Annotated in this window: 25 protein-coding genes; 6 read left to right on the forward strand and 19 right to left on the reverse strand. The window is 34.0% G+C overall.

The genetic code is table 11. From position 1 onward, the window contains the following. Window positions 1-61: 61 nt before the first annotated feature. On the forward strand, window positions 62-517 hold the full coding sequence (locus ACXHHC_RS04575) for an Lrp/AsnC family transcriptional regulator (RefSeq protein WP_458228474.1): 456 nt from the start codon (window positions 62-64) through the stop codon (window positions 515-517). On the opposite strand, the gene ACXHHC_RS04580 is transcribed toward ACXHHC_RS04575, so the two are convergent. Further along, window positions 506-1,543 carry an agmatinase family protein gene (locus tag ACXHHC_RS04580; RefSeq protein ID WP_458228475.1) on the reverse strand — a complete coding sequence of 346 codons (1,038 nt, stop codon included), beginning with the start codon at window positions 1,541-1,543 and terminating at the stop codon, window positions 506-508. The two genes, ACXHHC_RS04575 and ACXHHC_RS04580, sit on opposite strands and share 12 nt — an antisense overlap. Window positions 1,544-1,622: 79 nt before the next feature. On the opposite strand from ACXHHC_RS04580, the gene ACXHHC_RS04585 reads away from it, so the two are divergent. The 3 genes from ACXHHC_RS04585 to ACXHHC_RS04595 all read left to right on the forward strand — a co-directional run bounded on the left by ACXHHC_RS04585 (window position 1,623) and on the right by ACXHHC_RS04595 (window position 4,596). Then, window positions 1,623-2,816 (forward strand): saccharopine dehydrogenase C-terminal domain-containing protein, encoded by a 1,194-nt coding sequence (locus ACXHHC_RS04585; protein WP_458228476.1) that lies wholly within the window; start codon window positions 1,623-1,625, stop codon window positions 2,814-2,816. 126 nt (window positions 2,817-2,942) lie between these two features. Then, on the forward strand, window positions 2,943-4,085 hold the full coding sequence (gene nspC, locus ACXHHC_RS04590) for a carboxynorspermidine decarboxylase (protein ID WP_458228477.1): 1,143 nt from the start codon (window positions 2,943-2,945) through the stop codon (window positions 4,083-4,085). A gap of 52 nt (window positions 4,086-4,137) precedes the next feature. Further along, window positions 4,138-4,596, forward strand: a complete 459-nt coding sequence (locus ACXHHC_RS04595; RefSeq protein ID WP_458228478.1) for a hypothetical protein — start codon at window positions 4,138-4,140, stop codon at window positions 4,594-4,596. On the opposite strand, the gene ACXHHC_RS04600 is transcribed toward ACXHHC_RS04595, so the two are convergent. Next, window positions 4,593-5,384, reverse strand: coding sequence for a hypothetical protein (locus ACXHHC_RS04600; RefSeq protein ID WP_458228479.1), 792 nt, complete (start codon window positions 5,382-5,384; stop codon window positions 4,593-4,595). The two genes, ACXHHC_RS04595 and ACXHHC_RS04600, sit on opposite strands and share 4 nt — an antisense overlap. 299 nt (window positions 5,385-5,683) lie before the next feature. Between ACXHHC_RS04600 and ACXHHC_RS04605 the strand changes: the two genes are divergently transcribed. Next, window positions 5,684-7,534 carry a hypothetical protein gene (locus ACXHHC_RS04605; protein ID WP_458228480.1) on the forward strand — a complete coding sequence of 617 codons (1,851 nt, stop codon included), beginning with the start codon at window positions 5,684-5,686 and terminating at the stop codon, window positions 7,532-7,534. Between the two features lie 75 nt (window positions 7,535-7,609). On the opposite strand, the gene ACXHHC_RS04610 is transcribed toward ACXHHC_RS04605, so the two are convergent. From ACXHHC_RS04610 to ACXHHC_RS04630, 5 genes are all read right to left on the reverse strand, one after another. Beyond that, window positions 7,610-9,778, reverse strand: coding sequence for a DPP IV N-terminal domain-containing protein (locus tag ACXHHC_RS04610; protein WP_458228481.1), 2,169 nt, complete (start codon window positions 9,776-9,778; stop codon window positions 7,610-7,612). A gap of 92 nt (window positions 9,779-9,870) precedes the next feature. Further along, entirely contained in the window at window positions 9,871-10,296 is a 426-nt protein-coding gene (locus ACXHHC_RS04615; RefSeq protein WP_458228482.1) for a hypothetical protein, read from the reverse strand. Window positions 10,297-10,378: 82 nt separating this feature from the next. After that, entirely contained in the window at window positions 10,379-11,473 is a 1,095-nt protein-coding gene (locus tag ACXHHC_RS04620; protein ID WP_458228483.1) for a slipin family protein, read from the reverse strand. A gap of 623 nt (window positions 11,474-12,096) precedes the next feature. Beyond that, the gene (locus ACXHHC_RS04625) at window positions 12,097-12,948 is read right to left on the reverse strand and encodes a hypothetical protein (RefSeq protein ID WP_458228484.1); all 852 of its coding nucleotides are present in this window, start codon (window positions 12,946-12,948) and stop codon (window positions 12,097-12,099) included. 96 nt (window positions 12,949-13,044) lie between these two features. After that, window positions 13,045-14,442 (reverse strand): RtcB family protein, encoded by a 1,398-nt coding sequence (locus ACXHHC_RS04630; protein ID WP_458228485.1) that lies wholly within the window; start codon window positions 14,440-14,442, stop codon window positions 13,045-13,047. Window positions 14,443-14,814: 372 nt separating this feature from the next. On the opposite strand from ACXHHC_RS04630, the gene ACXHHC_RS04635 reads away from it, so the two are divergent. Beyond that, entirely contained in the window at window positions 14,815-15,837 is a 1,023-nt protein-coding gene (locus ACXHHC_RS04635) for a helix-turn-helix transcriptional regulator (RefSeq protein WP_458228486.1), read from the forward strand. 88 nt (window positions 15,838-15,925) lie between these two features. Here ACXHHC_RS04635 and ACXHHC_RS04640 read toward each other — a convergent pair whose 3' ends face one another. The 12 genes from ACXHHC_RS04640 to ACXHHC_RS04695 all read right to left on the reverse strand — a co-directional run bounded on the left by ACXHHC_RS04640 (window position 15,926) and on the right by ACXHHC_RS04695 (window position 25,117). Further along, a complete protein-coding gene (locus tag ACXHHC_RS04640) occupies window positions 15,926-16,420 on the reverse strand; it encodes a tetratricopeptide repeat protein (RefSeq protein WP_458228487.1) in 495 nt (164 codons plus the stop codon). Window positions 16,421-16,590: 170 nt separating this feature from the next. Then, window positions 16,591-17,289: a peptide chain release factor H gene (gene prfH / locus ACXHHC_RS04645; protein ID WP_458228488.1), complete on the reverse strand. Its 699-nt coding sequence runs from the start codon at window positions 17,287-17,289 to the stop codon at window positions 16,591-16,593. Between the two features lie 1,129 nt (window positions 17,290-18,418). Further along, complete coding sequence (locus ACXHHC_RS04650) at window positions 18,419-18,688, reverse strand: hypothetical protein (protein ID WP_458228489.1); 270 nt, start codon at window positions 18,686-18,688, stop codon at window positions 18,419-18,421. Window positions 18,689-18,708: 20 nt separating this feature from the next. Continuing rightward, complete coding sequence (locus tag ACXHHC_RS04655; protein ID WP_458228490.1) at window positions 18,709-18,900, reverse strand: hypothetical protein; 192 nt, start codon at window positions 18,898-18,900, stop codon at window positions 18,709-18,711. A 15-nt stretch (window positions 18,901-18,915) separates the two neighbouring features. After that, window positions 18,916-19,443 carry a hypothetical protein gene (locus ACXHHC_RS04660; RefSeq protein WP_458228491.1) on the reverse strand — a complete coding sequence of 176 codons (528 nt, stop codon included), beginning with the start codon at window positions 19,441-19,443 and terminating at the stop codon, window positions 18,916-18,918. Between the two features lie 12 nt (window positions 19,444-19,455). Beyond that, window positions 19,456-20,556, reverse strand: a complete 1,101-nt coding sequence (locus ACXHHC_RS04665) for a DUF695 domain-containing protein (RefSeq protein WP_458228492.1) — start codon at window positions 20,554-20,556, stop codon at window positions 19,456-19,458. A 243-nt stretch (window positions 20,557-20,799) separates the two neighbouring features. Further along, a complete protein-coding gene (locus tag ACXHHC_RS04670; RefSeq protein WP_458228493.1) occupies window positions 20,800-21,246 on the reverse strand; it encodes a GNAT family N-acetyltransferase in 447 nt (148 codons plus the stop codon). Window positions 21,247-21,280: 34 nt separating this feature from the next. Next, on the reverse strand, window positions 21,281-22,009 hold the full coding sequence (locus tag ACXHHC_RS04675; protein ID WP_458228494.1) for a hypothetical protein: 729 nt from the start codon (window positions 22,007-22,009) through the stop codon (window positions 21,281-21,283). A gap of 146 nt (window positions 22,010-22,155) precedes the next feature. Further along, window positions 22,156-22,806 (reverse strand): ankyrin repeat domain-containing protein, encoded by a 651-nt coding sequence (locus ACXHHC_RS04680; RefSeq protein WP_458228495.1) that lies wholly within the window; start codon window positions 22,804-22,806, stop codon window positions 22,156-22,158. 4 nt (window positions 22,807-22,810) lie between these two features. Beyond that, window positions 22,811-23,029: a hypothetical protein gene (locus ACXHHC_RS04685; protein WP_458228496.1), complete on the reverse strand. Its 219-nt coding sequence runs from the start codon at window positions 23,027-23,029 to the stop codon at window positions 22,811-22,813. Window positions 23,030-23,034: 5 nt separating this feature from the next. Next, window positions 23,035-23,289 (reverse strand): hypothetical protein, encoded by a 255-nt coding sequence (locus tag ACXHHC_RS04690; RefSeq protein WP_458228497.1) that lies wholly within the window; start codon window positions 23,287-23,289, stop codon window positions 23,035-23,037. Window positions 23,290-23,440: 151 nt separating this feature from the next. Then, on the reverse strand, window positions 23,441-25,117 hold the full coding sequence (locus ACXHHC_RS04695; RefSeq protein WP_458228498.1) for a DUF4041 domain-containing protein: 1,677 nt from the start codon (window positions 25,115-25,117) through the stop codon (window positions 23,441-23,443). Between the last annotated feature and the right edge of the window lie 113 nt (window positions 25,118-25,230).

The raw sequence follows: 25,230 nt of genomic DNA on the forward strand, positions 1-25,230 counted from the left end.
AAAACACTATTTCAGTAAATTTCCCTTTATATTTGAAAATAAAAAGTTAAAAACAATAACGATGGATGTAATTGATAAAAAAATACTTGAAATTCTCCAAGACAACGCATTGATAACCGCTAAAGAACTAGCAGAAAACTTGTCTTTAACAACCACTCCTATCTACGAAAGGATCAAAAAACTCCAGAAAACCGGAATTATAAAAAAATACGTAGCTCTTTTAGATGCTGATTTGTTGAATAAAAATATTCTGGTGTTTATGAATATTACCATTAAAGACCACCACTCGGAAAATAGAGAACCTTTTGTAAAGCAAATGGAACAATTAGAAGAAGTATTAGAGTTTTATCACACTTCTGGTAGTTTTGATTTTTTGGTAAAAGTAAGATTTTCAGACATTACATCTTTCCGTAATTTCTTAGTAAACAAAGTTGCTTCTATTCCTAACATTAGTGATATCGATAGTCAAATAGTACTAGAGGAAATTAAATACTCTACTAAAATATCAGTGCAGTAAGCCTTGCGAATAACCTGCCCAATTGCATAAACAATACAATACTCGCGCTCCTACATTTCCATCCCATGCTTGGCTTCCTCCTACCTCGCATAAGTCAAAACCAATAATTTTTCTTCCAGATTTAGCCACTTGCTCTATTAAATACATGGCTTGAGTAAATTCTAAACCTCCAGGTACCGGAGTTCCTGTTTCGGGACATAAAGAAGGAACTAAACCATCAATATCAAAACTTATATACACCAATTCTGGAAGGTTTTCTAGTATTGTATCACATTGATTTTTCCATGTAGTCCCAACAAATTGTTCCGATTTTAATTGATGATCATAAAATACAGATACCTCATGTTCTTTGGCAAAGGCAACTTCCTCATCGCAGTAATCACGAATCCCTACTTGCACCAATTTAGAAATAAAACGCTTGTTAATGGCATTGTTAAAAATAGAAGCATGCGAATAAGTAAAACCTTCGTAAGCAGTCCTTAAATCCATATGTGCATCTACCTGTAATACACCAAAATCTCCATACTTTTCTTTTAATGCTTGTAACAAACCAAGCGGACAACTGTGCTCTCCTCCTAACACAGCAGGAATTTTCCCCAAAGTAAGTAACGCTTTGCTTTGTGTATAAACATATTCTTTTAATTCTTGACAAGCACTATTCACTTCGTTTAAAACAGATTGCATTGCTGCATTGTTAGCAACAGATCCTCCATGCTCTAAAAATGCAATGTACGCTTCGGATTTTGCTCTTAAGTTCTTATTCTGTTCCAACAAGATTGCATCGCTTGGTTGCAGATAAATTCCCAATTTCCAAGCTTCTTTAATTCCATACACAGCTAAATCTAACTGTGTAGAAGCTTCTAATACATTTTGTGGTCCATTGCTCGTTCCATCGTTATAAGACACCGTAACGTCCCAAGGCACAGAAACAACTACTACATTGGCTTCTTCTTTGCTAAAAGGCAAGCCTATAAAGTGTCCGTTGTTAAGTCCTACTCCACTGGGATTGAAAGAATTGTTATCCATATTGCAAATAAAATAAAATCGAATTAAAAAATAAATTAATTTTGTCGGGAATAAACAATACATATTTATACGAAAAGAATTGGCAAAAGTCTTAATTATTGGAGCCGGTGGCGTTGGTAGCGTTGTCGCTCAGAAGTGTGCTTCTGTACCAGAAGTTTTTACAAAAATTATGTTAGCAAGCAGAACAAAATCTAAATGTGATGACATTGCAGCATTAATTAAGCATAGAAAAATTGAAACGGCACAAGTAGATGCCGATAATGTTCCTGAATTGGTAGCTTTAATGCAAAGCTTTGAACCCGAATTGGTGATAAACGTTGCCTTACCTTATCAGGATTTAACTATTATGGATGCCTGTTTAGAGGTTGGATGCAGTTATTTAGATACTGCCAACTACGAACCTAAGGACGAAGCTAAATTTGAATACAGCTGGCAATGGGCTTATCAAGATAAGTTTAAAGAAAAAGGATTAACAGCCATACTAGGTTGTGGTTTTGATCCAGGAGTTACCAGTATTTACACGGCACATGCTGCCAAACATCACTTTGATGAAATTCACTATTTAGACATTGTAGACTGTAACGGTGGAGACCACGGTAAAGCCTTTGCAACCAACTTTAATCCAGAAATTAATATTAGAGAGGTAACGCAAAAAGGACGTTACTGGGAAAATGGACAATGGGTAGAAACAGAACCTCATCAAATTAGAGCTGAATTAAATTATCCTAACATTGGAGAACGTAGCTCCTATGTAATTTATCACGAGGAATTAGAATCTTTGGTAAAGAACTACCCTATGCTTAAGCGTGCTCGTTTTTGGATGACTTTTGGCGATGAATATCTAACACACTTACGTGTTATTCAGAATATTGGAATGGCCAGTATAGAACCAATTGTGTACAAGGGAGTAGAAATTGTTCCTTTGCAGTTTTTAAAAGAAACTTTACCTAATCCTGGAGATTTAGGAGAAAACTACAGCGGAGAAACTTCTATAGGTTGTAGAATTAAGGGAATTAAAGATGGGAAAGAAAAAACCTATTACGTTTGGAACAACTGTAAGCACCAAGATGCTTATGACGATACTGCAAGTCAAGGAGTTTCTTATACCACTGGGGTTCCGGCCATGTTAGGAGCTAAAATGTTCTTAACTGGGAAATGGAAAAAACCTGGTGTGTTTAATGTAGAAGAATTTAACCCAGATCCTTTTATGCAAGAAATTGGGGGTTACGGGTTGCCATGGCAAGAAGAAATTAACGGAGACTTAGAAGTCTAATTTTTAAAAACTAGTTCTCAACTCCGCTCGAACATCCTTTATTATTTGTAAACGATAAATTAGGTTATCGAGCGGATCCCGAAACTTTGGAAAAAATGCAATTTAAGACACTTATTTATTCTTCTTATGGATACAACTCATATTCCATCCCCTTCTTTTGTGTTGAATGAAACACTATTTAGAAACAATTTACAACTGATTAAAAAAGTAGCAGACGAAGCAGGAATAGAAATTATTCTCGCTTTTAAAGGTTTTGCCATGTGGTCTGCTTTTCCCATAGTTAAAGAATATATTAATGGAGCAACTGCTAGCTCTTTGTACGAATCTCAACTGTGTGTAGATAAAATGGGAGCTTTGGCACATACCTATGCGGCTGCCTACCACCCCGATGAGTTTGATGGTATTGTAAAAAACAGTAGCCATATCGTTTTTAATTCCCTCACTCAATTCCATACATATTATGCCAAAACACAAAATGCCGCACACGCTATTTCTTGTGGTTTACGTGTAAATCCTGAGTATAGCGATGTAAGTACTGATTTGTACAACCCTAGTTCTCCTAAAAGTAGGTTGGGTATTTTACACGAAAACTTACCCAATACATTACCCAAAGGCGTAGAGGGAATGCATGTACATGTACTCTGCGAATCTAATTCTTATGCCTTAGAAAAAACAATGTTGGCTTTTGAAGAAAAGTTTGGAAAATACATACCGCAATTAAAATGGGTAAACTTTGGTGGTGGACATTTAATGACTCGTAAAGGGTACAATACCCAACATTTAATTTCAATTTTAAAAGCATTTAAAGAAAAACACCGTATTGATATAATTCTAGAACCTGGAAGTGCTTTTGCCTGGGAAACAGGTGTTTTAGTTGCACAAGTGTTAGATATAGTAAAAGGAAGAGGCATACAAACCGCTATGTTAGATGTTTCTTTTACCGCTCATATGCCAGACACCCTAGAAATGCCATACAGGCCCAATATTATCAATGTAAAAGACCCAAATAGTAAAAGCAAACGTGCTCACTTATATAGATTGGGGGGTGTAAGTTGTTTGGCAGGTGATTTTATGGAAGCATATGACTTTGGGAAAGAATTAAACATTGGAGATTGCGTAGTGTTTAAAGATATGATTCACTATACCATGGTAAAAACAACTATGTTTAATGGTGTAAACCACCCCAGTATTGTTATTGAAAAAACAAATGGTGAATTAGAAATTGTAAAACGCTTTACCTACAATGATTACAAAAACCGATTGTCTTAATTAAACTTTTAAAGGTATTGTGTGTCCAAAAAGAAACACTTAAACCAAAAGCATGCGAATTATACAACGAATCTGTATTGTCTTGTTATTGATGAGTTTTGCTACAATCACAGCTCAGAACAAAAAAGCAAACATCAACTTTACGGCTAAATTATTAGAAAGAAGACTCGAAAAAGTAAATCTTTCTCAATCTCAATGGAATCAATTTTACGATCTAAGCGAAGTGTTTAAGTCTGATCTACTGCAACTACGAAAAGAATATGGAATTTCTGACTTAATCAAAAAAAGAGATAAAGTACACAGGCAAATAATTAAAGAGCGTATTAGTAAAGATTTGTACTATGATGAACTACAAGAACGTATGGGCATAACAGCGCATCAAACCGAAGGCTTTAAGAAAACAGTTCCTCTAAAGAATACTTACAAAAAAGCAGTTATGGCTTTGCTGAGTAAAGAACAGAAAACTAAGTTTTCTAAAACGGGTAAAAAGAAACAAAAAAGAGACCATTAAGGTCTCTTTTGTATTTTATGCAAACGCTTAAAGCTTTCACTTTGTTTGATCAAAAAATCCAATACTTCAAACTCTTGATGATTCTTGTATAATTTAGTGATTTCTCCTCTTTTTTGATGTTCTCGGCAATACTCAAAGAAATCATCTATTAATAGCTCTGGTATGCCCAAGTCATTTGTAAAAAAAGATAGCTTTTTTTCTTCCATAAGATCAACTTTAAAACTCATCCATAGTTGGTCACTCTTTTTTTTACTTATTTGATTCTTATTTTTCTTTTTAAACAACTTCGTCACATAATAAAACACCTCTAATAAATCAATTCCAGACCCTCCTCCTACTTTTATAGGATTGGTGTCAGCTAATTGTCTTACTTCGTTCCTTCGCATCGCTATATCATCTGGCACGTATGGAGTATTTAAAGCAGCGGAAAAATCCAACGCTGCATCACTTAACAAACTATTTAAAACAACCTCTTTTAACTCATTAATTCTCGGTTTTAGTTCAACCGTTATTTCTTTCACTTTAAAAATCGTATCCGAAATAAAAAAGCTGTTATTCTCTATATGCACTGCGTTAATAACAATAGAATCTCCTTTCCGTACTGGAATTATAAACGCTCCTAACTGATTACTCGTTGTTACCATTTTAAAAGTTTTATTGGTAACTGTAACCGCATCCACTTTTAAAGAATCACTTTTTAGGAGTCCTTGTAGTTGAACAACATCGGTCTGTGAGAAACATTTAATGACAATAAAAAATACAAATAGCAATGTGACTTTAAACTTCAAAACTCTTTTTTAAAGCGTAAAATCACAAAAACAGCACCAAATTGGTATTCTAAATAAAATTATAAACCAACATCAAGTCCGTTGCTCTAATTAGAATTCATATTAGAACAACTTGATATGCCATAGATTCTTCTTTTTTCCCTCTCTTCAATCAATACAATTGACTACTTTTTTGTAATAAATGTTGAAGCCAAAACTAAAGGCTATCAATTATGGGTAAATCTGTTTCCACAAATGGGCAACCCTTACTTAATGTACTATATTGCAAGCTCTCATTTTTTTAATTTACAACCAAACCAATGAAATCTCATCTCCTTAATTTAAAAAAAATAGGACTTTGTATTATTTGTTGTACAAGTCTAACATCTGTAGCCCAAGAAAAAATATACGTACAACCACACACACAACGATTTGTTGAAGGTGAATCTACTTTTGATAGAAGTAAGTACTTTACCTTTCATAGTTTTTTTAGAAAACAAGATGCCGAATTCGAGAACTTTAAAGCCACATACAATCTAGATAAAGATTATATAGGATCCAGGTTATTTAATAGCCCTGTAAATAAACGTAATCATAAAAATACAGGCTCGTTCTCTAAGGTTCCTAAAAACTATAAAGGAGAAAGAGAAACCACTAATTATGTATCTACAGGACATCCCAATGGTCTGTTTTATGGAAAAGGTGTAGACTACTCGCAAATAGATATTCAACCCTTTATTGCAAATGCTGTAAAATATACGGTTGATTACTACAAACATAAAGAACAATATGTTCCATCTATCTTTGAGCCTTTAAACGAACCTATGGTACATGCTGTAGACTTTTATCCTCAAGAGGGAAAAAAGAAAAAGTACATCAAATCTAAGATTACCTCTATCATAGAAAAAATATGTGTGTACCATAGAGAACTTGCAAAAGGTATTCATAGTGCTCCAGAATTAAAAAATATGAAAGTAGGTGGTTTTGGTTCTGCTTTTCCTGAATTCGAAACGAATAACTTTGGTCTATGGAAAGCTAGATTTAAGCGATTTATTGATATTGCTGGAGAAGATGTTGATTTATTCACCGTTCACTTATACGATGGTAGTGGTATTAACAACAAAGGAGGTAGAAGATCGGGTTCTAACTCCGAGGCAATTTTAGACATGATAGAAACTTACAGTAACATTAAATTAGGAACTGTAAAACCTATTGCTATAACCGAGTATGGTCGTTTGGTACCAGATCAACCAAATTTCAAAGAAAACGGAAACTATGTGCCTTTAGTAAATGCTCAGGCTGTTAGATCTCAAAATCATATGGTGATGAACTTTATTGAAAGAGGTGGTAAACTACCTATTTCTATTCCGTTTACGATAGGTAAAACAAAGGTAAAGCAACGTTACTCTAAATCTGGATTGTGGCAAAAACAGCCAGACGGAAGTTGGGAGCTTTCTCAGAGAAAATACTTCTTTGAGATATGGAAAGATGTAAAAGGTAAAAGAGTATATACTAAGTCAACGAATGTTGATGTGCAAACACAAGCTTTTGTGAATAAGAACAAATTGTATTTAGTTTTAAACAATTTAAATGACAAAACACAAAACGTAGCACTAAATGTAAATGCTACGGACAAATTAAAAAAAGTACAGATCAAACGCTTAAAAATACACACTGATAAACTTCCCGAGCTTACCATAACAAAAAGTAAAAAAGCTCCAGATGCTATTAGTTTAGACTATGGAGAAACAATTGTTATTACTTATCAATACAAAGCTGCCATTGATTTTAACAATACAATACAAAGTAAAAAACATTATGCAAAAGAGTATTTACAGCCTATCATAGATGGAGTATCTAATTCTTTTCACTTCTCAGACATCAATGTAAAAAACGGAGAAGCAGTATTAAGATTAGGGGTTTCTAGAAAACATGGTGCTTCTTTACAACCCAACATTAAAATAAACGGTAAGGAGCTTACATTCACCGGTGATTTGATTAGAGGAAATGACCAAAACAAGAGAAAACAATTCTTTGGAATTTTAGAAATACCTGTTGCAGCAACCTATTTGAAAAAGGGAGCTAATACGTTAGATATTTCTTTCTCTGGTAATGGAGGAAGTATTAGTTCTGTTATTTTAAAAGTAGAGCAAGCTGAAAAAGCATTATAATAACTACTTTATCAAACAAGAAAAGGAGCTTAACAAATTTTGTTAAGCTCCTTTTTTATTGAAGTAATAAACTTACTAATTTCTAGTATCAGGTGTAAACCTAATTTTATATTCCTTTGGAGGTGTTGCCCTCATTAAGTGTTTCACAAAATAATCCCAACGTTTACGCATTATATACAAGGTATCTCCTCCGTAACCATGTCTTGCATTCGGAATTAAAAGAAAATCAAAATCTTTTTGAGCTTTTATCAAGGCATCTACCACCAAATAGGTATTGTAAGGTGGTACATTGTCGTCCATTCCTCCATGGATTAACCACAATTTTCCTTTTAAGTTTTTAGCATACTCTTGGTTGGCTTGTGCTTGGTAATTAGACACTCCTTTAGCATCGTATTTTTCTAAACCTATATAGCGTTCCCCCCAATCGTCTTCATAATTTCTATTATCGTGATTTCCAGATTCAGAAATCCCTACTTTAAAGAAATCTGGATACTTAAACATAGCGGCAGTACTTGCAAAACCACCTCCCGAGTGCCCCCAAATCCCAACTTTGTCTAAATCTAAGAAAGTGTATTTCTTTTGCAACTGCTCCAAACCAAAAATCTGATCTGGTAGGGTATTTTCTGCCATGTTTCCATAACAAGCATCGTGAAAAGACTTAGAACGATTTGGATTACAGCTTCCTTCTAACTGTACCACTGCAAAACCTAACTCAGCCAAAGCTTGGCAGTCTCTTGTCCCTCTTCTAAAATCCCAAGAACCAACACTTCCTCCTGTAGGCCCTGGATAAATATACACCACTACAGGTAATTTTTCGGCACTTGCTTGTTGGTACTTGCTTGGTAAAAACAACAGCCCATACAAATCCCAATCTCCATTAGAAGATTTTACAGTAAACTGTGTTGGAGCCTTCCAACCTGAAGCTTTTAACTTTGTGATATCGGTTTTCTCTAATACAGACCTCAACTTTCCATTCATATCTTTTACTTGGTGAACTGGAGCAACGTCTACTTGTGAATAAGAATCAATAAAATAATCTTCTTTAGGTGATAAACGAACGGTATGGTTTCCATATTCTGGCGTTAGTAATTTTAAACCTTTCCCATTGAATTTTACTTTGTACAAGTAATTGTAATAAGGGTTTCCTTCTCCTTTGTAATGATTTCCTACAAAGTAGATGGTTCTTTTCGCTTCATCAATCTTTACTATTTTCTTTACTAGGTACTCCCCTTTGGTAATCTGATGCTTTAGCTTTCCTGTTTTGGCATCGTGTAAATACAAATGTCCCCAATCGCTTTGCTCCGAATACCATATAAACTCATCGGTTTTAGAAAAGTATTTCCAGTTAATTGCCCCTTGTCCTGATTCATACTGCGTAGGAACTACTTCTTCAAAAATATCTTTTACCTCTCCTGTTTCCGTATTCGCTAATCGCAACTTTGCTTCTTTATGATCTCTACTGGTAGACACAAACATCAATTGCTTGCTATCTTCACTCCAAGCAACATCATCAAAGCCATCTTCGCAAGAAATATCATCACATAGAGTTCCTCTACGCGCATCGGGTGCTAAGGCTAATTTTACAACTTTAGGTTCATCAATATGAATAATTACACGGTGAATTTTAATAATCTCTTTATCGATTGGCAAAGGGTATTTCCAGGCTTTTAACTCTGGAGCTCCTACCTTTGTTTTTACCAAATACATGTCACTCACATGTCGTTGGTCTTGTTGAAACGTTGCTATCTTTTTAGAATCTGGAGACCAACTAAGAATCGGTTTGTCCGTTTGTTTCCATCCTGCATTATCTGTTGCATAGCCAAAGTTCTCTATTCCATCGGTTGTTAAAGCGGTTTCTTTCCCAGTGGCTACCTCCTTTATATACAGATTCCAATCTTTTATAAAAGCTACATATTGTTTATTGGGTGATGCTATTTCGGTAAACGAACCAGGTTCTCTTTCTATTTTAATATTTCCTTGACTTATCAATTCTCTTTGCCCCGAAGTAACAATGAATTTATTGGTTATAGGATTGTACAACTTAAACGCTGTCCCTTTAGCGTTGATGGTTTTGTACCATACCCTACCATCTGGCAGCCATTGTGGGTAAATGGAGTTGTCTATTAATTTACTAGTGTTGGGATACAACATACCAACTGCTTGGTGGTAATCTGCTTGGGTGAGTACTTTTTGCGCTTGTGTGGTTGTTACCAACAATACCCAAAGTAAGGCAATTCTTTTCATAGTCTATTTTCTATTCAAAATGAGTTACAAGCATTAAATTTAATTGTTTTACTACAAACTATCACTGCGTAAAATCAAGAATGACTGAATTTCTACCCTAAAAAAACAAAGGTGGTAAAACCTACAGTTTCACCACCTTTTGTATGCATTCGCCAAGGTATTTTTAATCCATGCAGTCGATATCTTTTTACGATTGAGTGTACATAAAATCCTTTCTCTTTACACCATTGTTTGTATTGAAGCTTCCTTTTCTTTGTCTTCTCTTTTACAAAAACAATTCCTATGTTTTTCTCCTTGAAAAGAATCAGGATCTGATTCAACAATACCAAAACAATATTGAATACATCTATCCATTCAGCTATCTGACCTACTTTAGCCATCGTTTGTTTGTTCATATTACTGATCCAACAAATTCTATAGGCTATCTGAAGCCAAAATATAAACTTTATCAAGAAGCTTATAATTACCAAATGGGTTACTACTCTTAGTAGTTTCTTCTGTAAATTAAATCTTCTCATTTTTTCTTTGTTTTAATTGGTAGCAACTAGTCAATACTCCCCTTTACCCGATACTTGTTACTAGATACCTGCTACCTTTTACCTACGTTAAAATCTCCTTTAACTGTTTTACCAAGTTACCGTTCCCATTGATAGAAATTTCACCTACTTTATCTGCTATTTTCTCTACGTACTCCATCTCTTTCATCTTTAACAACATCGTGTTTTCCTCCATCAACTTCGCTGTATTTAACATACTTCTTATAGCAGCAGTTTCTTCTCTACGTGTAATTACATTGGCCTGAGATCTTTTTTGAGCTTCTAAGACTTGATTCATAATCGTTCTCATCTCTCCTGGTAAAATAACATCCTTAATACCAACATCTGATATTTCGACACCTAATGCAGCCGCTTTTTCAGAAATCTCATTTAAAATAGCTACAGCCAATTCTTCTTTGCTTTCTAACAACTCATCCAAAGTATATTTTGCTACATAGGTTCTTAAAGACAATTGCAACAAGCTGTATATTTGATTCTCATAACTTTGATTATCAATTACTGCTTTTATAATATCTATCACTTTATAAAAAGCCGTCAAATTAATACGAATCGTTGCTTTGTCTTTCGTTAACAATTCTTGACCTGAAAGTTCTACTTGCTTTTGTCTTATATCTACTTTGCTAATTTTTATCGTTGTGTTGTTCTTCCAATATCTATAGATACCTGCATCTAAAACCTCCACAAACTGATCGTTCATTAACAAGATGGCTTTTTCATAAGAAAACACTTCAAACTCACGTATGTATTGTCTCAATGTCATATCAGCAAAGTCTAACTCCTTGTTTGTAGACAATTCTTCTGTATTGCTGATATCGTACTTTTTAAACGTCAATACTTGATTGGCTTTCCAGTACTTGTAAACACCTTTTTTTAAGATGTTACTTAAAATTCCATCTCTGTACACCAACACCAACTCGTTAGACAACACTTTTACAATGTTTAATAATTCTACCAATTGCTCATTTTGATACAATTCGGTATCCGTGATTAAAGTCACAAACTCATCTTCTACACTCTTTACATAGACTTTGTTAAACAACTCTGTCCAATAATCATTTTGTGTTAAAACGGTTTTAAACTCATTCTTACGATTGTATACAATCCCAATCTTTCCTTTTTTAATGTTAATTTCTCTCATCTCTTTTTATTTTTTATTTGGTAATTAGCTACAGCTATGTTGCTTAACTAATACTAAATACCCGCTACCTGATACTTGATACCAGCTACCTATTACCTAATTATTTAAAAGACAAAGCACTTTTGACAGATGGAAACGAACAGGTTTTTATTCTCTTTGGCACCATTTGTATATTTCTCAATTTCATAGCAACTGAATTGGTTTTAAACAGCCACCAGACTAGAATAAAAATGTGAACCTTTCAAGATCCATCAAAAGCTGTTGCAAGCAACCACTTTGTCTGTTGGTGTATCTATTTTATGTCTGATACAAGACGATGGCACAATTTGTTTAACGAGTAATTGCAAACTCTAGCTACTTCCTCAGAGTAGTCCCTTACCAATTGGGCGTTAACAGTTCCCTTAAGGAGAGTTTAACGATGGGATTCGAACCCACAAAAAAACTGATGTTCTAACCGGACTGAACTAACTTGGAAAACCAAGTATGGGATTCGAACCCATGACCGACAGTGTCGAGATCTATTTTATGGAAAAACAGAACAAAACCTTTAAACAAACTGTATATAAGACAACCATACAACACTTGCAGTTGCTTATACAACGGTGCTATACAGAAACACGCAACTAGGTTTGTTTAATTTCTTTATTAACTATTGATAACATTTTCAAATTATAAAGAGATATTAATAGTAGCATAATTCCTCCTACAAGCAGTCCGTACATTAGCCATTCCATTCTAAAAGAGAAAATAATCAAGAAGAAGCATATAAAACTCCAAAAAGAGCTTGCTATTATTTTTCTAGTTAAGCCCTCTCTTTTATCTAAATAAAACGACTTAACATATTTTCTTTCATTAGTTATACATTCTGGTATTGAATGATTTGGAATACCTGAAACAACATTATTATCAACTATTATTCTTTCTTCCTCTTGTATAATAATTGTGTCATTCGAAAGCTCTCCACTGCAATAGTCAATTAACTTTTCTAACTCATTTAGAGTTTTAACTTTTTCCAATTCTATTAGAAAATCATTAGCAAACTCCTTAGATACTCTATAAAAATTACTTAACTCAAACTCGTTATTATTATTAAAATCGTTCCACTCATCTATTTCTTCTATCAAATAAAAACAATCAGCTGTGAAACCAAAAAAACTTGGAGTACCATAGAATAGACTTACTTTTTCAACAGCATTGTAACATTGATTAAAATCTTTACTTTCAACAATCTGTAACGCATATTCTTTTAAGACTCTTGCTAAAAGTAAACTTTCATGAAACCTTTTATCTAAAATCTCTTTTAACCTATACCTCCATAAAAAATCTCTCTTAAAATCAATCTCCATCAAATCATATACAAACGCATTGGAATCCATTTGTAACACTACAGTTTCTGAATACAGTTCACTAGTAAACACTTCTAATGTAATAGCACCTGTATACAATTTCACCGCCAATTTTTCTATTCGTTTCATTTTTCTTTACTTTAAATAGTATCAAGTAGTGAGTATCAGGTAGCAAGTACTGTATACTCCACCTTTACCTGCTACTCGATACCTGCTACCCAACAACTATCTTCTCCTTTTCTTCTTTCTCTTCCAAGGAGCATTCTTGTTCACATCACCGGCCATAATACAACCGTACGGTAATACTCTATCAATTACTTTTCCTAAGCCGAACGTTTCCATTTGTTCTTGTACAGCTTGTGCGTTTTTGTAGGCACTTGGCAATTCTGTAATATCAATTTCATTAGAAAAGAACCTGATATCTAAACCTTTGGTCTCTTCTTTAAAAATCTCAAAATCAGTCTTACCACCTGCATGCTTTGTCTTTCTATGCTTGGTTCTACTAATATTTCTTCCCGCTCCGTGTGGTGCAAAACCTAGATTGTTCTCTGTGGTTTCACCATCTACAATTAACACCGGTTCTGCCATGTTCAACGGAATCAATCTTGGTCCTGTAATATCTGGCATAAATGTTTCGTCTAACGGAGTCGCTCCTTTGGCATGGTAGAACAAATCTCCTTGTTTAAACACAAAATTATGTTCGTTCCAAAACCTGTTCTCTTTCTCCATTCCTAACTTCTCTAGGGTTGCATCGTGAATTGATTCATGGTTTTTCTTTGTCCATTTTCTTATCAATTGTAAGGCCTCCCAGTATGCTTCTCCTTCTTCTGTATCAAACGGAATCCATGCATTTTGTGGCAACACCTCTGGTGCTAAATCCTTTCTAAACTTTTCTGCCACGTGCATTCCCGCCTTGTACAGCTTTGCCCCTGGTGCTCTAGATCCGTGATGCGTAACCAACATGGTATTTCCTGTCTTTTCAGAAATTCCCACGAACAAAAAGTGATTTCCATCCCCTTGTGTTCCCATATGTTCTTGTGCCGCACTGATCAAATTCTGAGAACTTAAAAATGAGTTATTCTCAAATCCTTTTCTCAGATCTTCGTCCAATCCCCATTGCATACCTCTTGGCCTTCCTCCAGGTCCAAAATGAGTAATACTATGTGCAGCATCTAGCACTGCTTTTGGAGCTGCTTTTCCAAAATCCGTCAGCATAACTGAACAACAGATATCGGCACTATGCATTCCTGGGTGAATCGCATTTTTGGTAGCTACTACCCCTCCAACAGGAATGGTTCCTGGAGGTCCAGCTGGACAAGCATCTGGCATTACAGCTCCCTTTACCACGGTTGGAGTTTTCATTAACTCGTACATGCTGTTCATCACACTGGTTACATTCTCTGCTTCCAAATCTGTAGCAGCTTTAATATTCACCGCAAATGGTTGTGGCTCGTTTAACAGTCCTATTGGATCTGGTAATCTGTATTGTGCTAAATATGTTTCTATTTCTTCTTTGTTTAATTTGTTTTCATTAATGTGTGCAATAGCTTCTGGAAACCACTTTCCAGCTCTAAATCCCATTGCTACAATCTCTTTTCCTGTAATAGGTGTAAATTCTTTCATAATTTTATTTTTTCTCTAACTACTATTCATTTTGTCTTGATACAAAACCCTTCGACTTCGCTCTGGGTAAACTAACAGCCTATGGCTGCAAAAAATCAAGACTCGAAGAACATTTCTAAAACACTATTCTTATAATCTAAAACAAAAGAACTCGACTATCGTCTCAAACACCTTTTGTTTTTACGATTATTTCTAATGTGTTTTTTACGAAATAACCTTTCAATGTCAACTTTTACTCTCCTTTAAAATCTCTATACTCAATACTAACTACTCAGTACTATTACTATCAATTACACTACAAACTTGCAACTCAACTGCGCAATTATTTTGCGTAGTCAAATTTTACTGCTATTTTTAATTTAAATTCTTGTTATGGCTCAGCATAAAAACGCACTCATTAGATACAAAACCATAGATAAATGCTTGCAAAACCATTATAAAGAATGGACTTTGAACGATTTGATTGAGGCCTGTTCCGATGCACTCTATGAGCTAGAGAACCGACCTCAAAACATTAGTAAAAGAACCATTCAGTTAGATATACAAAACATGCGAAGCGATAAACTAGGATACAACGCTCCTATTGTTGTGTATAACAAAAAATACTATCGTTACGAGGATGAAGATTACTCCATTACGCAACTTCCTGTTTCAGAAAACGATATTCAAGTTTTAACTGAATCTGTTAGTATGCTAAAACAGTTTCAGGACTTTAGCCTTTTTTCCGATCTCGGTGAAATTGTAACTCGCTTAGAAGATGTAATTCATACCGAGAAAAACAACCAACCGTCTATTATCCATATGGATAAAAACAACAACCTAAAAGGCTTAGAGCATTTAGATACCCTATACCAAGCCATCCTAAAAAAGATGGTATTGGAAATTGAGTACAAATCCTTTAAGGCACGTCACTCTAGCATCATCACTATTCATCCTTACATCCTAAAAGAGTTCAACAACCGTTGGTTCCTCATTGGTGCCAATCACAAGCGAAAAGACATTTTAAACTTAGCCCTCGATCGAATTATAAACATCAACTTTACCTCAGCGATTCCTTTTCACGATATACAATTCAATGCAGATGAGTATTACAAAAACACCATTGGTGCCACAGTAATGAATGACGAACAACTAAAACACGTTGTGTTTAAAATCAATGCTCGTAACGCTCCCTACGTGGTAACAAAACCTTTTCATCACTCACAAAAAACAATCGAGGTTTGCGATGATAGAAGCATGGTGTTTGAAATCTATGTACACCTCAACTTTGAACTAGAACGTATGATTCTTGGGTTTGGGGATAGCATTGAAGTACTTGCTCCAAACCAACTCAGACGAAGAATCAAACGTATACATAAAGATGCCTATGCTCGATATGCTCCAAATAACAGTTGAAATAAGACCAGGCTCTTAACTCCTTTAGAGCCTTGTTACACGATGCATGACTCGTGACTCTTGATTCCAAACCCCTACTAAATACTTGCTACCTTATACTCAATACTACTTTCCTCTTCCCCTTCACTCTCTTTTTCACCGACTTTAAAAAATACATATACTCTTCATTATACGTGTGTATCTCTGCTTTTTTTAGGTTGATTAACGACTCATCATACAACTGATTAATTTCAGCAATCAAGCTTTTTTGATAATACAACACCGCTTTATCGGAACCCTTTACTTTTAATGCATAACTTATAAATGCTGTTGCTTCTCCAAACCGTTCTGCATTAATTAAAGTCTCTACATAGGGTTTAAATACCCTTATAGCGGATGGATTTATACTCAATGCTTCTTTAAAATAACCAATTGCCTTTTCGTAATCCTCAAACGCTTCTGCATATACCTTTCCTAGTAAGCACAATACCTGTTCCTGATTTTCGTCTTGGTAAGACAGTGCATAGTTTAATGCTTCCATCGTTTCTTCTAAATCGTATGGATAGGCATCTAATGCTTTGCATAAATAATTATTTGTACTCATTTTTGTTTTTTGTTTTTTTCAGTATCAAGTATCGGGTATCTAGTAGCAGCTACTAATTGTTTACTCTATTATCACCTCCTGGTATCATCTTTTAGTTACAACAAGTAAAACTTCCACTTCTTACTTATTTCCCCAATACCCGATACCAGATACCAGATACTCACTACTTGCTACCTGTTACCAACATCCAAATCTCTTTTCCACCTTATCTTCTCGGCACTACGTTGATACTTTTCTTTCTTAACTTTGGGGGCTATCTTATTCCCTTTAAACACTCTTACAGGGTTTCCTCTAACTACCTGAGACTGCTGCCCCCACTGCTCTACTTTTTCTTCTTGCATTTGCAAGAGTTTAAACTCAATAAACTTTCCTTTCAATCGTTGCAAAGCCAAAGCTTTGTTCTGATGTTGCGAACGACTGTCTGATACCAATACCTGCAAACCTGTTAAAGCATGTGTTGCTCTAACGGCAGAACTGACTTTGTTGGCATGTTGCCCACCAGGTCCAGAACTGCGTATGGCTTGAAACGTAACATCCTGTTCTTTAAAATCTTGATAGTTTTTCGTTTCAATTTCAAAACAAGTAATAAACCAATTCTTACGTTTGTGGTTGGGTCTATAGGGAGAACTTCCTACCCACTGTATGCTTCCCAACCAGGTGTTTATATATTCGTTTACTTGCTTGCCAGAAACTTGTATAAGTACCGAACGAATTGTTCTTTCGTACTCCCCTAACGTTTTGGTAATTATCTGATACTGAATATTCTCTTGCGATGTTTCTTTTATAAATTCTTTTACTACCTGAGCCACTACCCAAGTACATTCCGCAGGCCCATTGCCCGCAGAAAACTGTATAATTTTTGTGTCCATAATTTGGATAACAATTATAGTTTTCTAGTGCTATAGCTAGGCTATAACATGCTTGTTGCTAAAATAATCTTGAAATCTTCGGACTCAGATGTGGCCAATAAAAAAGCCCGATAGTTTAAAACTTCGGACTTCTTATCATATGACTTATCTTATGTATGTGAGTTCTATGAAAAGTGAAGTACCGAAGCAGCAATCTCAATACCTGGTATTGGACGGCTATAGAAAGTTTGTCTGTAATCTAACATATCTTCGGGTTTACTAATTGTTTTCTTTATTCTTTTTTTGCTTTCGCAGGGCAAATATAAAAAGTAAATTTAAAATTCAAACAAAAAGTTTCAAAAAAGTTTAGTATTTAACATTTTGATAATATTAAGTCTTTCTAGGTAGCAGGCATGGGGTAACAAGTATTGAATAGCAAGTAACAGGTCCTTTTATCTGATCTGCGTTCGGATACAAGAATCACGAATCAAGACGATACACAACACATTTTCAAAACCAACTCCTAAGTCCTAGCTCCTAAATCTTGACTCATTTTAACTATACACGTTGCTACTGTCACTGCGAGGCACGAAGCAGTCCCACACTCCTACCGTCACTGCGAGGCACGAAGCAGTCCCACGCTCCTACTGTCACTGCGAGGAACGAAGCAGTCACACACTCCTACCGTCACTGCGAGGCACAAAGCAGTCTCACACTCCTACTGTCACTGCGAGGTACGAAGCAGTCTCACGCTCCTACTGTCACTGCGAGGAACGAAGCAGTCTCACGCTGCCACTGTCACTGCGGAGTCAGAATACCAAAACGGTTCTCGATACTCTTTTCTCATGCTTCAAAAAGAACTCGAACTGACATAAAGCATCACTTCAAATCTCTAACGAACTTGTTTTGAGCTTAGTCTAAATATAATTGCTAACTCCAGAACCTCGATACAAGAATCACAAATCAAGACGATACACAACAATTTGTAAAACCAACTCCTAAGTCCTGGTTCCTGAATCTTGACTCATTTTAACTATACACGCTCCTACCGTCACTGCGAGGCACGAAGCAGTCACACGCTCCTACCGTCACTGCGAGGTACGAAGCAGTCACACTCTTCTACTCAATACTGCCAACTGCTAACTGAATACTAAGCACTTCCATTTCTCAAACTATCTAACTGTTGAAATATTTTTTCGCCCAGTACTACATCACCAACAAAATCATCCCACTGGCATGTAGGTGCAAACCAAAGCCATAAATTATAAACCACACTGGTATCTCCATTGCTTAACTTCTGAATGCTCTCAACTAAGTCTCTATGAAATTCCTCCGCAGATGTATGTTTTCCATAATATCCTCCTGAATATTCCGAAAGTATTTGTTCCGCTTTGTGTAAGTCAGTTAATAAAGAATTCATTTTAAAGTTAGATTGATAATTTACCTATTGTTAATTGAAATACTTATTAATGATGTACCTACCAAAATAGCACCACCAACAAAAGGAAACCCAGCACCTATTAAATCTCCTAATTCAGCTGAGTATAAAAAAGGTAAGCAATATAGCATACCAAGAGTCCCAGCTCCACCAACTATTAATGCTACTATATTAATTAAAATCTTCTTTTTCATAATCATTATAATCAATTACATGTTCACAATTCCAACTCCATTCACCAACCATTTCCCTTTTTCTTTGAGCATTTTAATTTTTATCTCAAAGTCCTCTATTCCTTTACCCTTAACATTCACAATACCTTTCTCCATATCTGAATTCACCAATACAAAACCAACTTCTGGAAAATCTTGTGCGTTAAAAATAGGATCAAAGCCTAAACCATAGCCTGGGTTTTCTCTCTCTGCCTTTTCTAGTATGTTGCTTAACGCTGATTGTAATGCTTTACTTGTATTTGGGTTGGCATACACCCAGTCTAGCACTCCAATGGCCTTGTTTAATTGGTTACAATTTTCCGTATACCCATTGATAAACTCCAAAGCTATTTCCTCCATTGACTTTAACTCCTTGGTAACGTCGTTGCTTGGTTTAGTTACAGGACTTTCTACTTCGTTTGTAACAGGCATTTCTGTATATACTCCCAAAGTATTTTCTTTGCTTGCTTTTTTAGCACAGCTAACCAAAAACAAACTGAATATAAAGTAATAGTAGGGTTTCATAGTCAAGAAAATTTATTCAAAACTCTTTAAAGTCATCCAGTACTTGTCTTTATAAATACTAAAATCTATTGTAAAGTAGCTTTCGTAGATATATTTGATATCATGCATTACTTTAGAAACATGTCTATATTCTGTATTTGCCACGTAAATAACCCTTTGGTTCGCACCCGTTTCTCTCCCAATATTCAAGTGACCGTCTTTGTCCACTAATTTTTTATTGATTTCATTCTCAATTTCATCTAGTAACTCATAGTCCTTTTTAGTAGGCAAACCATTATTTTCTTCCCCATTATATTCAATCACAATTTTTACAAACCACTGATGAGAAGCTTTGGCATCCCAATGCAACAAATCTGTATTCATAACAGCAAATAGTGGCAATTCTGCATCCCCTGCTTTCCATTCAAATGATGAATAAGTATCATCTTCTGTATTTACTCTTATACCATCGTACTTTTCAATAAACTCTTTCTCTCTCCACAATAAATAATCTTTCAACTTATCAATGGGAATGAAATCTTCGTTTTCTTTTCTTTCACGAATGGAAACATTATCGATAGTTTCAGCAAATTTTAGTTCACCCAAATAATTTTCTAAAAATATATAGATACCATTTCCTATGGATTCATAGTTACCTTCCGTTATTTCCTTATGAGTAATTACCAAATCTATTTCATCGGGATATTTCTTAGACTCTTCTACACAAAAAGACAAAGTCTCTTTGCTAAAAATAAAGTCATACATGTTAATTTCACAATTTTTAATATCGTTCCCAGGCTTGTGTGCTGTAAATTTCCAGTTCTTTAATTGTGGTGATTTTTCTATCAACTCCTCTACCTTATAAAAGTCTTTAATTTCACCATCTACCGTAATGATTAATTCAGCCACCTCATCTGAATACATTCCGCACAAAACCCAGTAATTTTCATCTAAGGTTTTTAATTGTGGTAGTATTTTATCCAAAAAGTTTACAGCTACATTGTTCTGAGTATCTATTACTTTAAAGAACGTACTCTCGTTACTCTCAAACCACTTCCAAAAGTCAGCATCGTTTGTAATTACTGGGAGAGTCGTTTCTTTTTTAGCTGAAAATAAATTTTTAAAGAATTTCATTTGCAATTTTAACAACGGGTTTATCTACTATTTTTTTTAAAAGTACTGAAGTTTGGCTTAGCTACAAAGCATAAAATAAATCCCAAGGTATTGGTACTTAATTATATAATCTCGATACAAAAATCACGAATCAAGACGATACACAACAAATTCTTAAAACCAACTCCTGAGTCCAGAATCTTGACTCGTATTAACGATACCCGCTGCCACTGTCACTGCGAGGTACGAAGCAGTCACACGTTGCTACCCCATACTCGACTCTAACTCCATATCAATATGCATAATACCACAGTCATCATAAGGTTCTGACACTTGTCTAAACCCGAATACAGCGTAGAAATCTTTCAAGTGCTCTTGGGCTTCAATTACTATTTTCTCAACATTCACTTTTTGTTGGGTATCTTCTATTACTGTCTGAATTAACAAGTTGGCAAGCCCTTTTTTTCTTTGGCTTTTATGAATCACCACTCTCCCGAAAGAAGCTACAATAGCATCTTTTTTATACACTCTTAGATAGGCTATAATGCTTTCGTTTTGTTGTATAAAATAGTGCGTAGAAATATAGTCTTTATCATCAAACTCATTGTAAATACATTGCTGTTCTACCACAAAAACCTCAAATCTTAATTGTAAGATTTTGTACAACTCTGTAGTTGACAATTCTTCAAATCTCTTTTTTATGATGTTCATAGGTACAATTCTAATTTTTCAGCTTTCTTTAGTTCTATAACTTTTGTTTGCGGTAGTTTTTTCTTTCTTTTTTATATTTTTTCTTCTCTCTTCTGGTAAGAATTTTGCATCCAATCATTATTCCCCCATCTCTATAACATTCAAACGGTATTTTTGAAGTAAAATCAGTCCAAATTTCTTTTGCCTTAATTATTTCTAAACTTCTATCTGCAAAATTCTGAACAACAATAGCTTCTTTCAAAGAGTCTTGTGCTCTTGGTGTCCAATAAGTCTTAAAAAAGTATGCATCGGAATCTGCCGTTTCAATCATGTAAGTTACACCATCAAACCCTTGCTCCCAACCCTCAATAGCATCTTCATCAGGTATACTCTTAATGCGAGTAGAATCAACAAGTCCAATCAGCCTATTTATACTAATAGAATCCAAAGCTTTGCTCTCAGAAAATATTCTATTGGTAGGCTCTTCCTCATAAGGTGTATTTTCTACTACCCAGCTAGTTACTTTCCCAAAAGATTTCCCCTCTAAATCTTTCCAAACATCTATTGCTTGTTTATTTGTCCAAAGTCTAAAATGCCAATTATACTCTGAATTCTGAACACTGTCAAGTTCAGTTTTAGCACAAAGTTCCATTCTCCACTTATACCAAAGGGAGTTCTCTCCATTTACATACTTTTTAATATGAAGCTTTCGATTTTGTCCAAAACCTATCTGAGATATCAACGATATCAACGATATCAATACTACTAATACAATTCTTGTCATTTTCTTTTAATAACTACCACCGAGATTAAGAAGTTGAATATCTATTACAATCCAAGCAAAACATCTTCCTCTCAATTCCTTTAAAAATAGCGAACTAAACACTACAAACAAAGCCGAAAGGGGAACTTATTATTTGTTGTACTATATTATTTTTTGTCAAATTCTTCAATTAAACTATGTAATCTATCATCTTCTGAAATTCTTTCCAGCCACTTTCTTGCTGTTATTCCGTGATTATTTATTTTATCTAAATCTGCTCCACGATTCAGAAGTTCTTCTATTATCTCAAACCTCAATTGATTCACTTCTTTCTGTTCCTCTCTCCAAGTCAAACCATATTCTCTAATTGCTGTAAATATTGGATTATTTCCGTTTTTTTCGGTCGAGTTAATTTCTACTTTTCCTGTTTTAATTAAAATCAAAGATATATTTGACAGATTGTGATATGATAAAGCGATTTCTAATGCATTATAGCCGTCAGCCGATTTTGTATCAATTTCAGCTCCGTTATCAATCAAGTAAGAAATTAACCTGACGTGATTTTCAGTCCCCTTTTGTTCAGATGCACAGTCACTAATTACTTGTATTAATAGATTACAAGATTTGTCCGAATTCGTAAAACTATTAACATCTATCTTTTCCTTTTCAATTATTTCAATTACTTTTTCTGATGAACACTTGTACAAGTGTTCATAAAATTCTCTTCTGATTTTATCATCAATTTCGTAGAGTTGTTTAGTACGATTAATTTTAAATTCAGAGCTTGTTGATGAAAACATTTTTTTAAATAAACTCATTAGATTATTGGTTAGTCATAATGCTGTTTAGATTTTGTCGTGGTTCGTTTTTAAGTTTTCTTTGAATATCTTTTTCAATCTTGGTAGCATCTTCTAATGCCTCACTTTTTATTTTTTCTATATCAGCACCCGTTTTCTCTATTACAGACCCAAGTTTATGAGTCATTATCAATTTATAGACATTGTTAGAGGTTTCTTTTATTTCAGTTTTCCAGAGTTTCATAACCATTAAAATCTACATGCTATCGTTTGTTTATTATTATTGTCATAATACTGCTCTTTCCAATAATGAGGGTCATTTATTTCTAAGTATTCAAGATTTTCAAGATTATACTTTTTATGAAATGGTCTTTCCAATATTACTAAAGTAGATTCTTTTTCTGGCCATCCTTTACTTGATTCTACAATCCTATTCCCTTTGGTAATTTCTGCTTTAAGGATTGTCTCAATTGATTGACTTATTTCAAAATCCAAAGTTTTCATTTTATCAAATTAACTTCAACGAGTTTAATAAGCTAAGTTTTGGTTTTAAAAACAGAACTTTTTCAGCCGAAACCAATCTTATTTAAAAGTACTGAACTTTAAGCTTAGGACAAAGCCCAAATTAACGTTATGCGATGTTGGCTTATCGTTATTAGAATAGTGTTTCAGGGAACTCGTTATTATCTATTAGTGGTTTGTTTAATTCTTGTTTTGTTTGAATTTCAATATTTGTTTCTTTTTTTAAAATTTCAAGTGTTCTTTTATACTCTGAAGCTTCAGAATTTTTATAAAATTCAAACTCACTTTCAAAATTTTCTTTAATGCATTCCTCGACTTCATCAATTGTCACATTGAAATATTCTTTTCTATAATTAACCTTGTTTAGTCTTTTACTTTCAAATTTTTGATGTAGTATTTTCTCTAATTTTGGAGCATCTTCAGTATAAATCATAGCATGAGTATCAAATAAAAATGGTACTGAAGCATCTCCAAGTTCTTTAACTCTATCATAAGGGTCTAATCTTCGTGTCATACCTATTTTATAAATATTTTCACCAAAAGAACCTAAGTTAGAAACAACATAAACGTGACCTCTTTTAGTTTGTTGAGCCATAGATAATGCTCTTTCAGATTTTTCTTTTACTATAAGAAGTTCATTTTCAAGATTAGAAATTTTATTAAGTAAATGTGATTGCTCCTCCTCGGAAATTAAACCTAACTCTTTTCTAGCTTCTTCCAGAGCCTTTTCATAAACTTTCTTTTGTAGTTCAGATTCTTTTTGAACTTTTTCATATTCTCTTCTGGCTCTTTCTTCTTCCCTAATTTCTGCTCGTTGATTTCTTAATTCTTCTTTTTCTTCGTGTTTTTTTAGATTGTATTCATGTGTTATTTTTAGTTCTTTAATCTTCAAATCTAGATATTCATTTGTTAAACTAATTACATTTACTTCGTTAAACTTATTAATAGCTGTAAAGCTTTTTCTAATTCTCTCTTCCAAGTTATTTATGTTATTCCAACGAACTTTTGAAATTAAGGAGGAACATTCTCCATTGAATGCTCTAAGAGATAATCGTATTATTCTGTTAGTACTTTTAGTTCCCTCTCTTTTTGAACCGTTAATTGTCCATTCTGTTTCACAAATACAAGCCTTTTTATCTTTTACAAGTTTCTTTTGTGAATCAATAATTGATATCATTTTAACTTTGTAGGCCTCACTTGTTTCATAATCAAATATTGGTTCATAAAGTCCACTTTCAATTATATGATTTTGACTTGTGTAAAAATTAATGTTTTCAAGCAATTTTTCATAAACTATTCTAGCGTTTTTATATTCATCCTCAAGTTTCTCCTTGTTGTTAAGGAATTCATATTCTAAACTTTGAGTGTTTTTCGTGTAATCTTCTTTTAAGGTATTTAAACTTTCTTGAAGCTCTTCTATTTCCTTATCTAAGGTTTGTATTGGTCTAAATTCAGATATTTTTGAATTTAAACCATTTATTTTTTTATTCGAAATAATTTTTGAGACAATAAGAATGAAGAAAAAAATGAAGCTTATAATGATTTCATTTTGAAAGTTATTTTTTGTTTGAGGAAGTAACTCTTTTTTTATTACAACTTTCTCAATATATTTTTTTGAAGCGTAACCGATGTTACCATTTCTCAAATTTTGTACATGATACCAATTCTTTGTTGAGTCGATTACCTTTAATGTATCGTTTGGATTTAAGACTTCAATTATTTTAGATTTGATTGTCGGTTTATGTCTAAAATTTATTTCTCGCTTTGATCTGTAGTATTTGATGTATTCAAATTCCTTTTCATTATTCATTTTTTTTATTTGCAATTTTTAATGTAAGCCAACGAGTTTGCATATGATAAGTAGCGAATTCTAAACCAGTACCTTTCGTCTTTTTCAATAAGCTAGATTTAGAAAAATAAAGT

This window comes from Wenyingzhuangia sp. IMCC45574 (genome assembly GCF_054182685.1).

Bases quoted from the DNA above. Each gene is read 5' to 3' on its own strand.
- ACXHHC_RS04690 (WP_458228497.1), bottom strand. From the start codon at position 23,289: ATGAAAACTTTGGATTTTGAAATAAGTCAATCAATTGAGACAATCCTT.
- ACXHHC_RS04610 (WP_458228481.1), bottom strand. From the start codon at position 9,778: ATGAAAAGAATTGCCTTACTTTGGGTATTGTTGGTAACAACCACACAA.
- ACXHHC_RS04580 (WP_458228475.1), bottom strand. From the start codon at position 1,543: ATGGATAACAATTCTTTCAATCCCAGTGGAGTAGGACTTAACAACGGA.
- ACXHHC_RS04685 (WP_458228496.1), bottom strand. From the start codon at position 23,029: ATGAAACTCTGGAAAACTGAAATAAAAGAAACCTCTAACAATGTCTAT.
- ACXHHC_RS04575 (WP_458228474.1), top strand. From the start codon at position 62: ATGGATGTAATTGATAAAAAAATACTTGAAATTCTCCAAGACAACGCA.
- ACXHHC_RS04620 (WP_458228483.1), bottom strand. From the start codon at position 11,473: ATGAGAGAAATTAACATTAAAAAAGGAAAGATTGGGATTGTATACAAT.
- ACXHHC_RS04670 (WP_458228493.1), bottom strand. From the start codon at position 21,246: ATGAACATCATAAAAAAGAGATTTGAAGAATTGTCAACTACAGAGTTG.
- prfH (WP_458228488.1), bottom strand. From the start codon at position 17,289: ATGGACACAAAAATTATACAGTTTTCTGCGGGCAATGGGCCTGCGGAA.
- ACXHHC_RS04640 (WP_458228487.1), bottom strand. From the start codon at position 16,420: ATGAGTACAAATAATTATTTATGCAAAGCATTAGATGCCTATCCATAC.
- ACXHHC_RS04625 (WP_458228484.1), bottom strand. From the start codon at position 12,948: ATGAAACGAATAGAAAAATTGGCGGTGAAATTGTATACAGGTGCTATT.
- ACXHHC_RS04615 (WP_458228482.1), bottom strand. From the start codon at position 10,296: ATGAGAAGATTTAATTTACAGAAGAAACTACTAAGAGTAGTAACCCAT.
- ACXHHC_RS04650 (WP_458228489.1), bottom strand. From the start codon at position 18,688: ATGAATTCTTTATTAACTGACTTACACAAAGCGGAACAAATACTTTCG.
- ACXHHC_RS04630 (WP_458228485.1), bottom strand. From the start codon at position 14,442: ATGAAAGAATTTACACCTATTACAGGAAAAGAGATTGTAGCAATGGGA.
- ACXHHC_RS04635 (WP_458228486.1), top strand. From the start codon at position 14,815: ATGGCTCAGCATAAAAACGCACTCATTAGATACAAAACCATAGATAAA.
- ACXHHC_RS04695 (WP_458228498.1), bottom strand. From the start codon at position 25,117: ATGAATAATGAAAAGGAATTTGAATACATCAAATACTACAGATCAAAG.
- nspC (WP_458228477.1), top strand. From the start codon at position 2,943: ATGGATACAACTCATATTCCATCCCCTTCTTTTGTGTTGAATGAAACA.
- ACXHHC_RS04595 (WP_458228478.1), top strand. From the start codon at position 4,138: ATGCGAATTATACAACGAATCTGTATTGTCTTGTTATTGATGAGTTTT.
- ACXHHC_RS04660 (WP_458228491.1), bottom strand. From the start codon at position 19,443: ATGAAACCCTACTATTACTTTATATTCAGTTTGTTTTTGGTTAGCTGT.
- ACXHHC_RS04680 (WP_458228495.1), bottom strand. From the start codon at position 22,806: ATGAGTTTATTTAAAAAAATGTTTTCATCAACAAGCTCTGAATTTAAA.
- ACXHHC_RS04675 (WP_458228494.1), bottom strand. From the start codon at position 22,009: ATGACAAGAATTGTATTAGTAGTATTGATATCGTTGATATCGTTGATA.
- ACXHHC_RS04605 (WP_458228480.1), top strand. From the start codon at position 5,684: ATGAAATCTCATCTCCTTAATTTAAAAAAAATAGGACTTTGTATTATT.
- ACXHHC_RS04665 (WP_458228492.1), bottom strand. From the start codon at position 20,556: ATGAAATTCTTTAAAAATTTATTTTCAGCTAAAAAAGAAACGACTCTC.
- ACXHHC_RS04655 (WP_458228490.1), bottom strand. From the start codon at position 18,900: ATGAAAAAGAAGATTTTAATTAATATAGTAGCATTAATAGTTGGTGGA.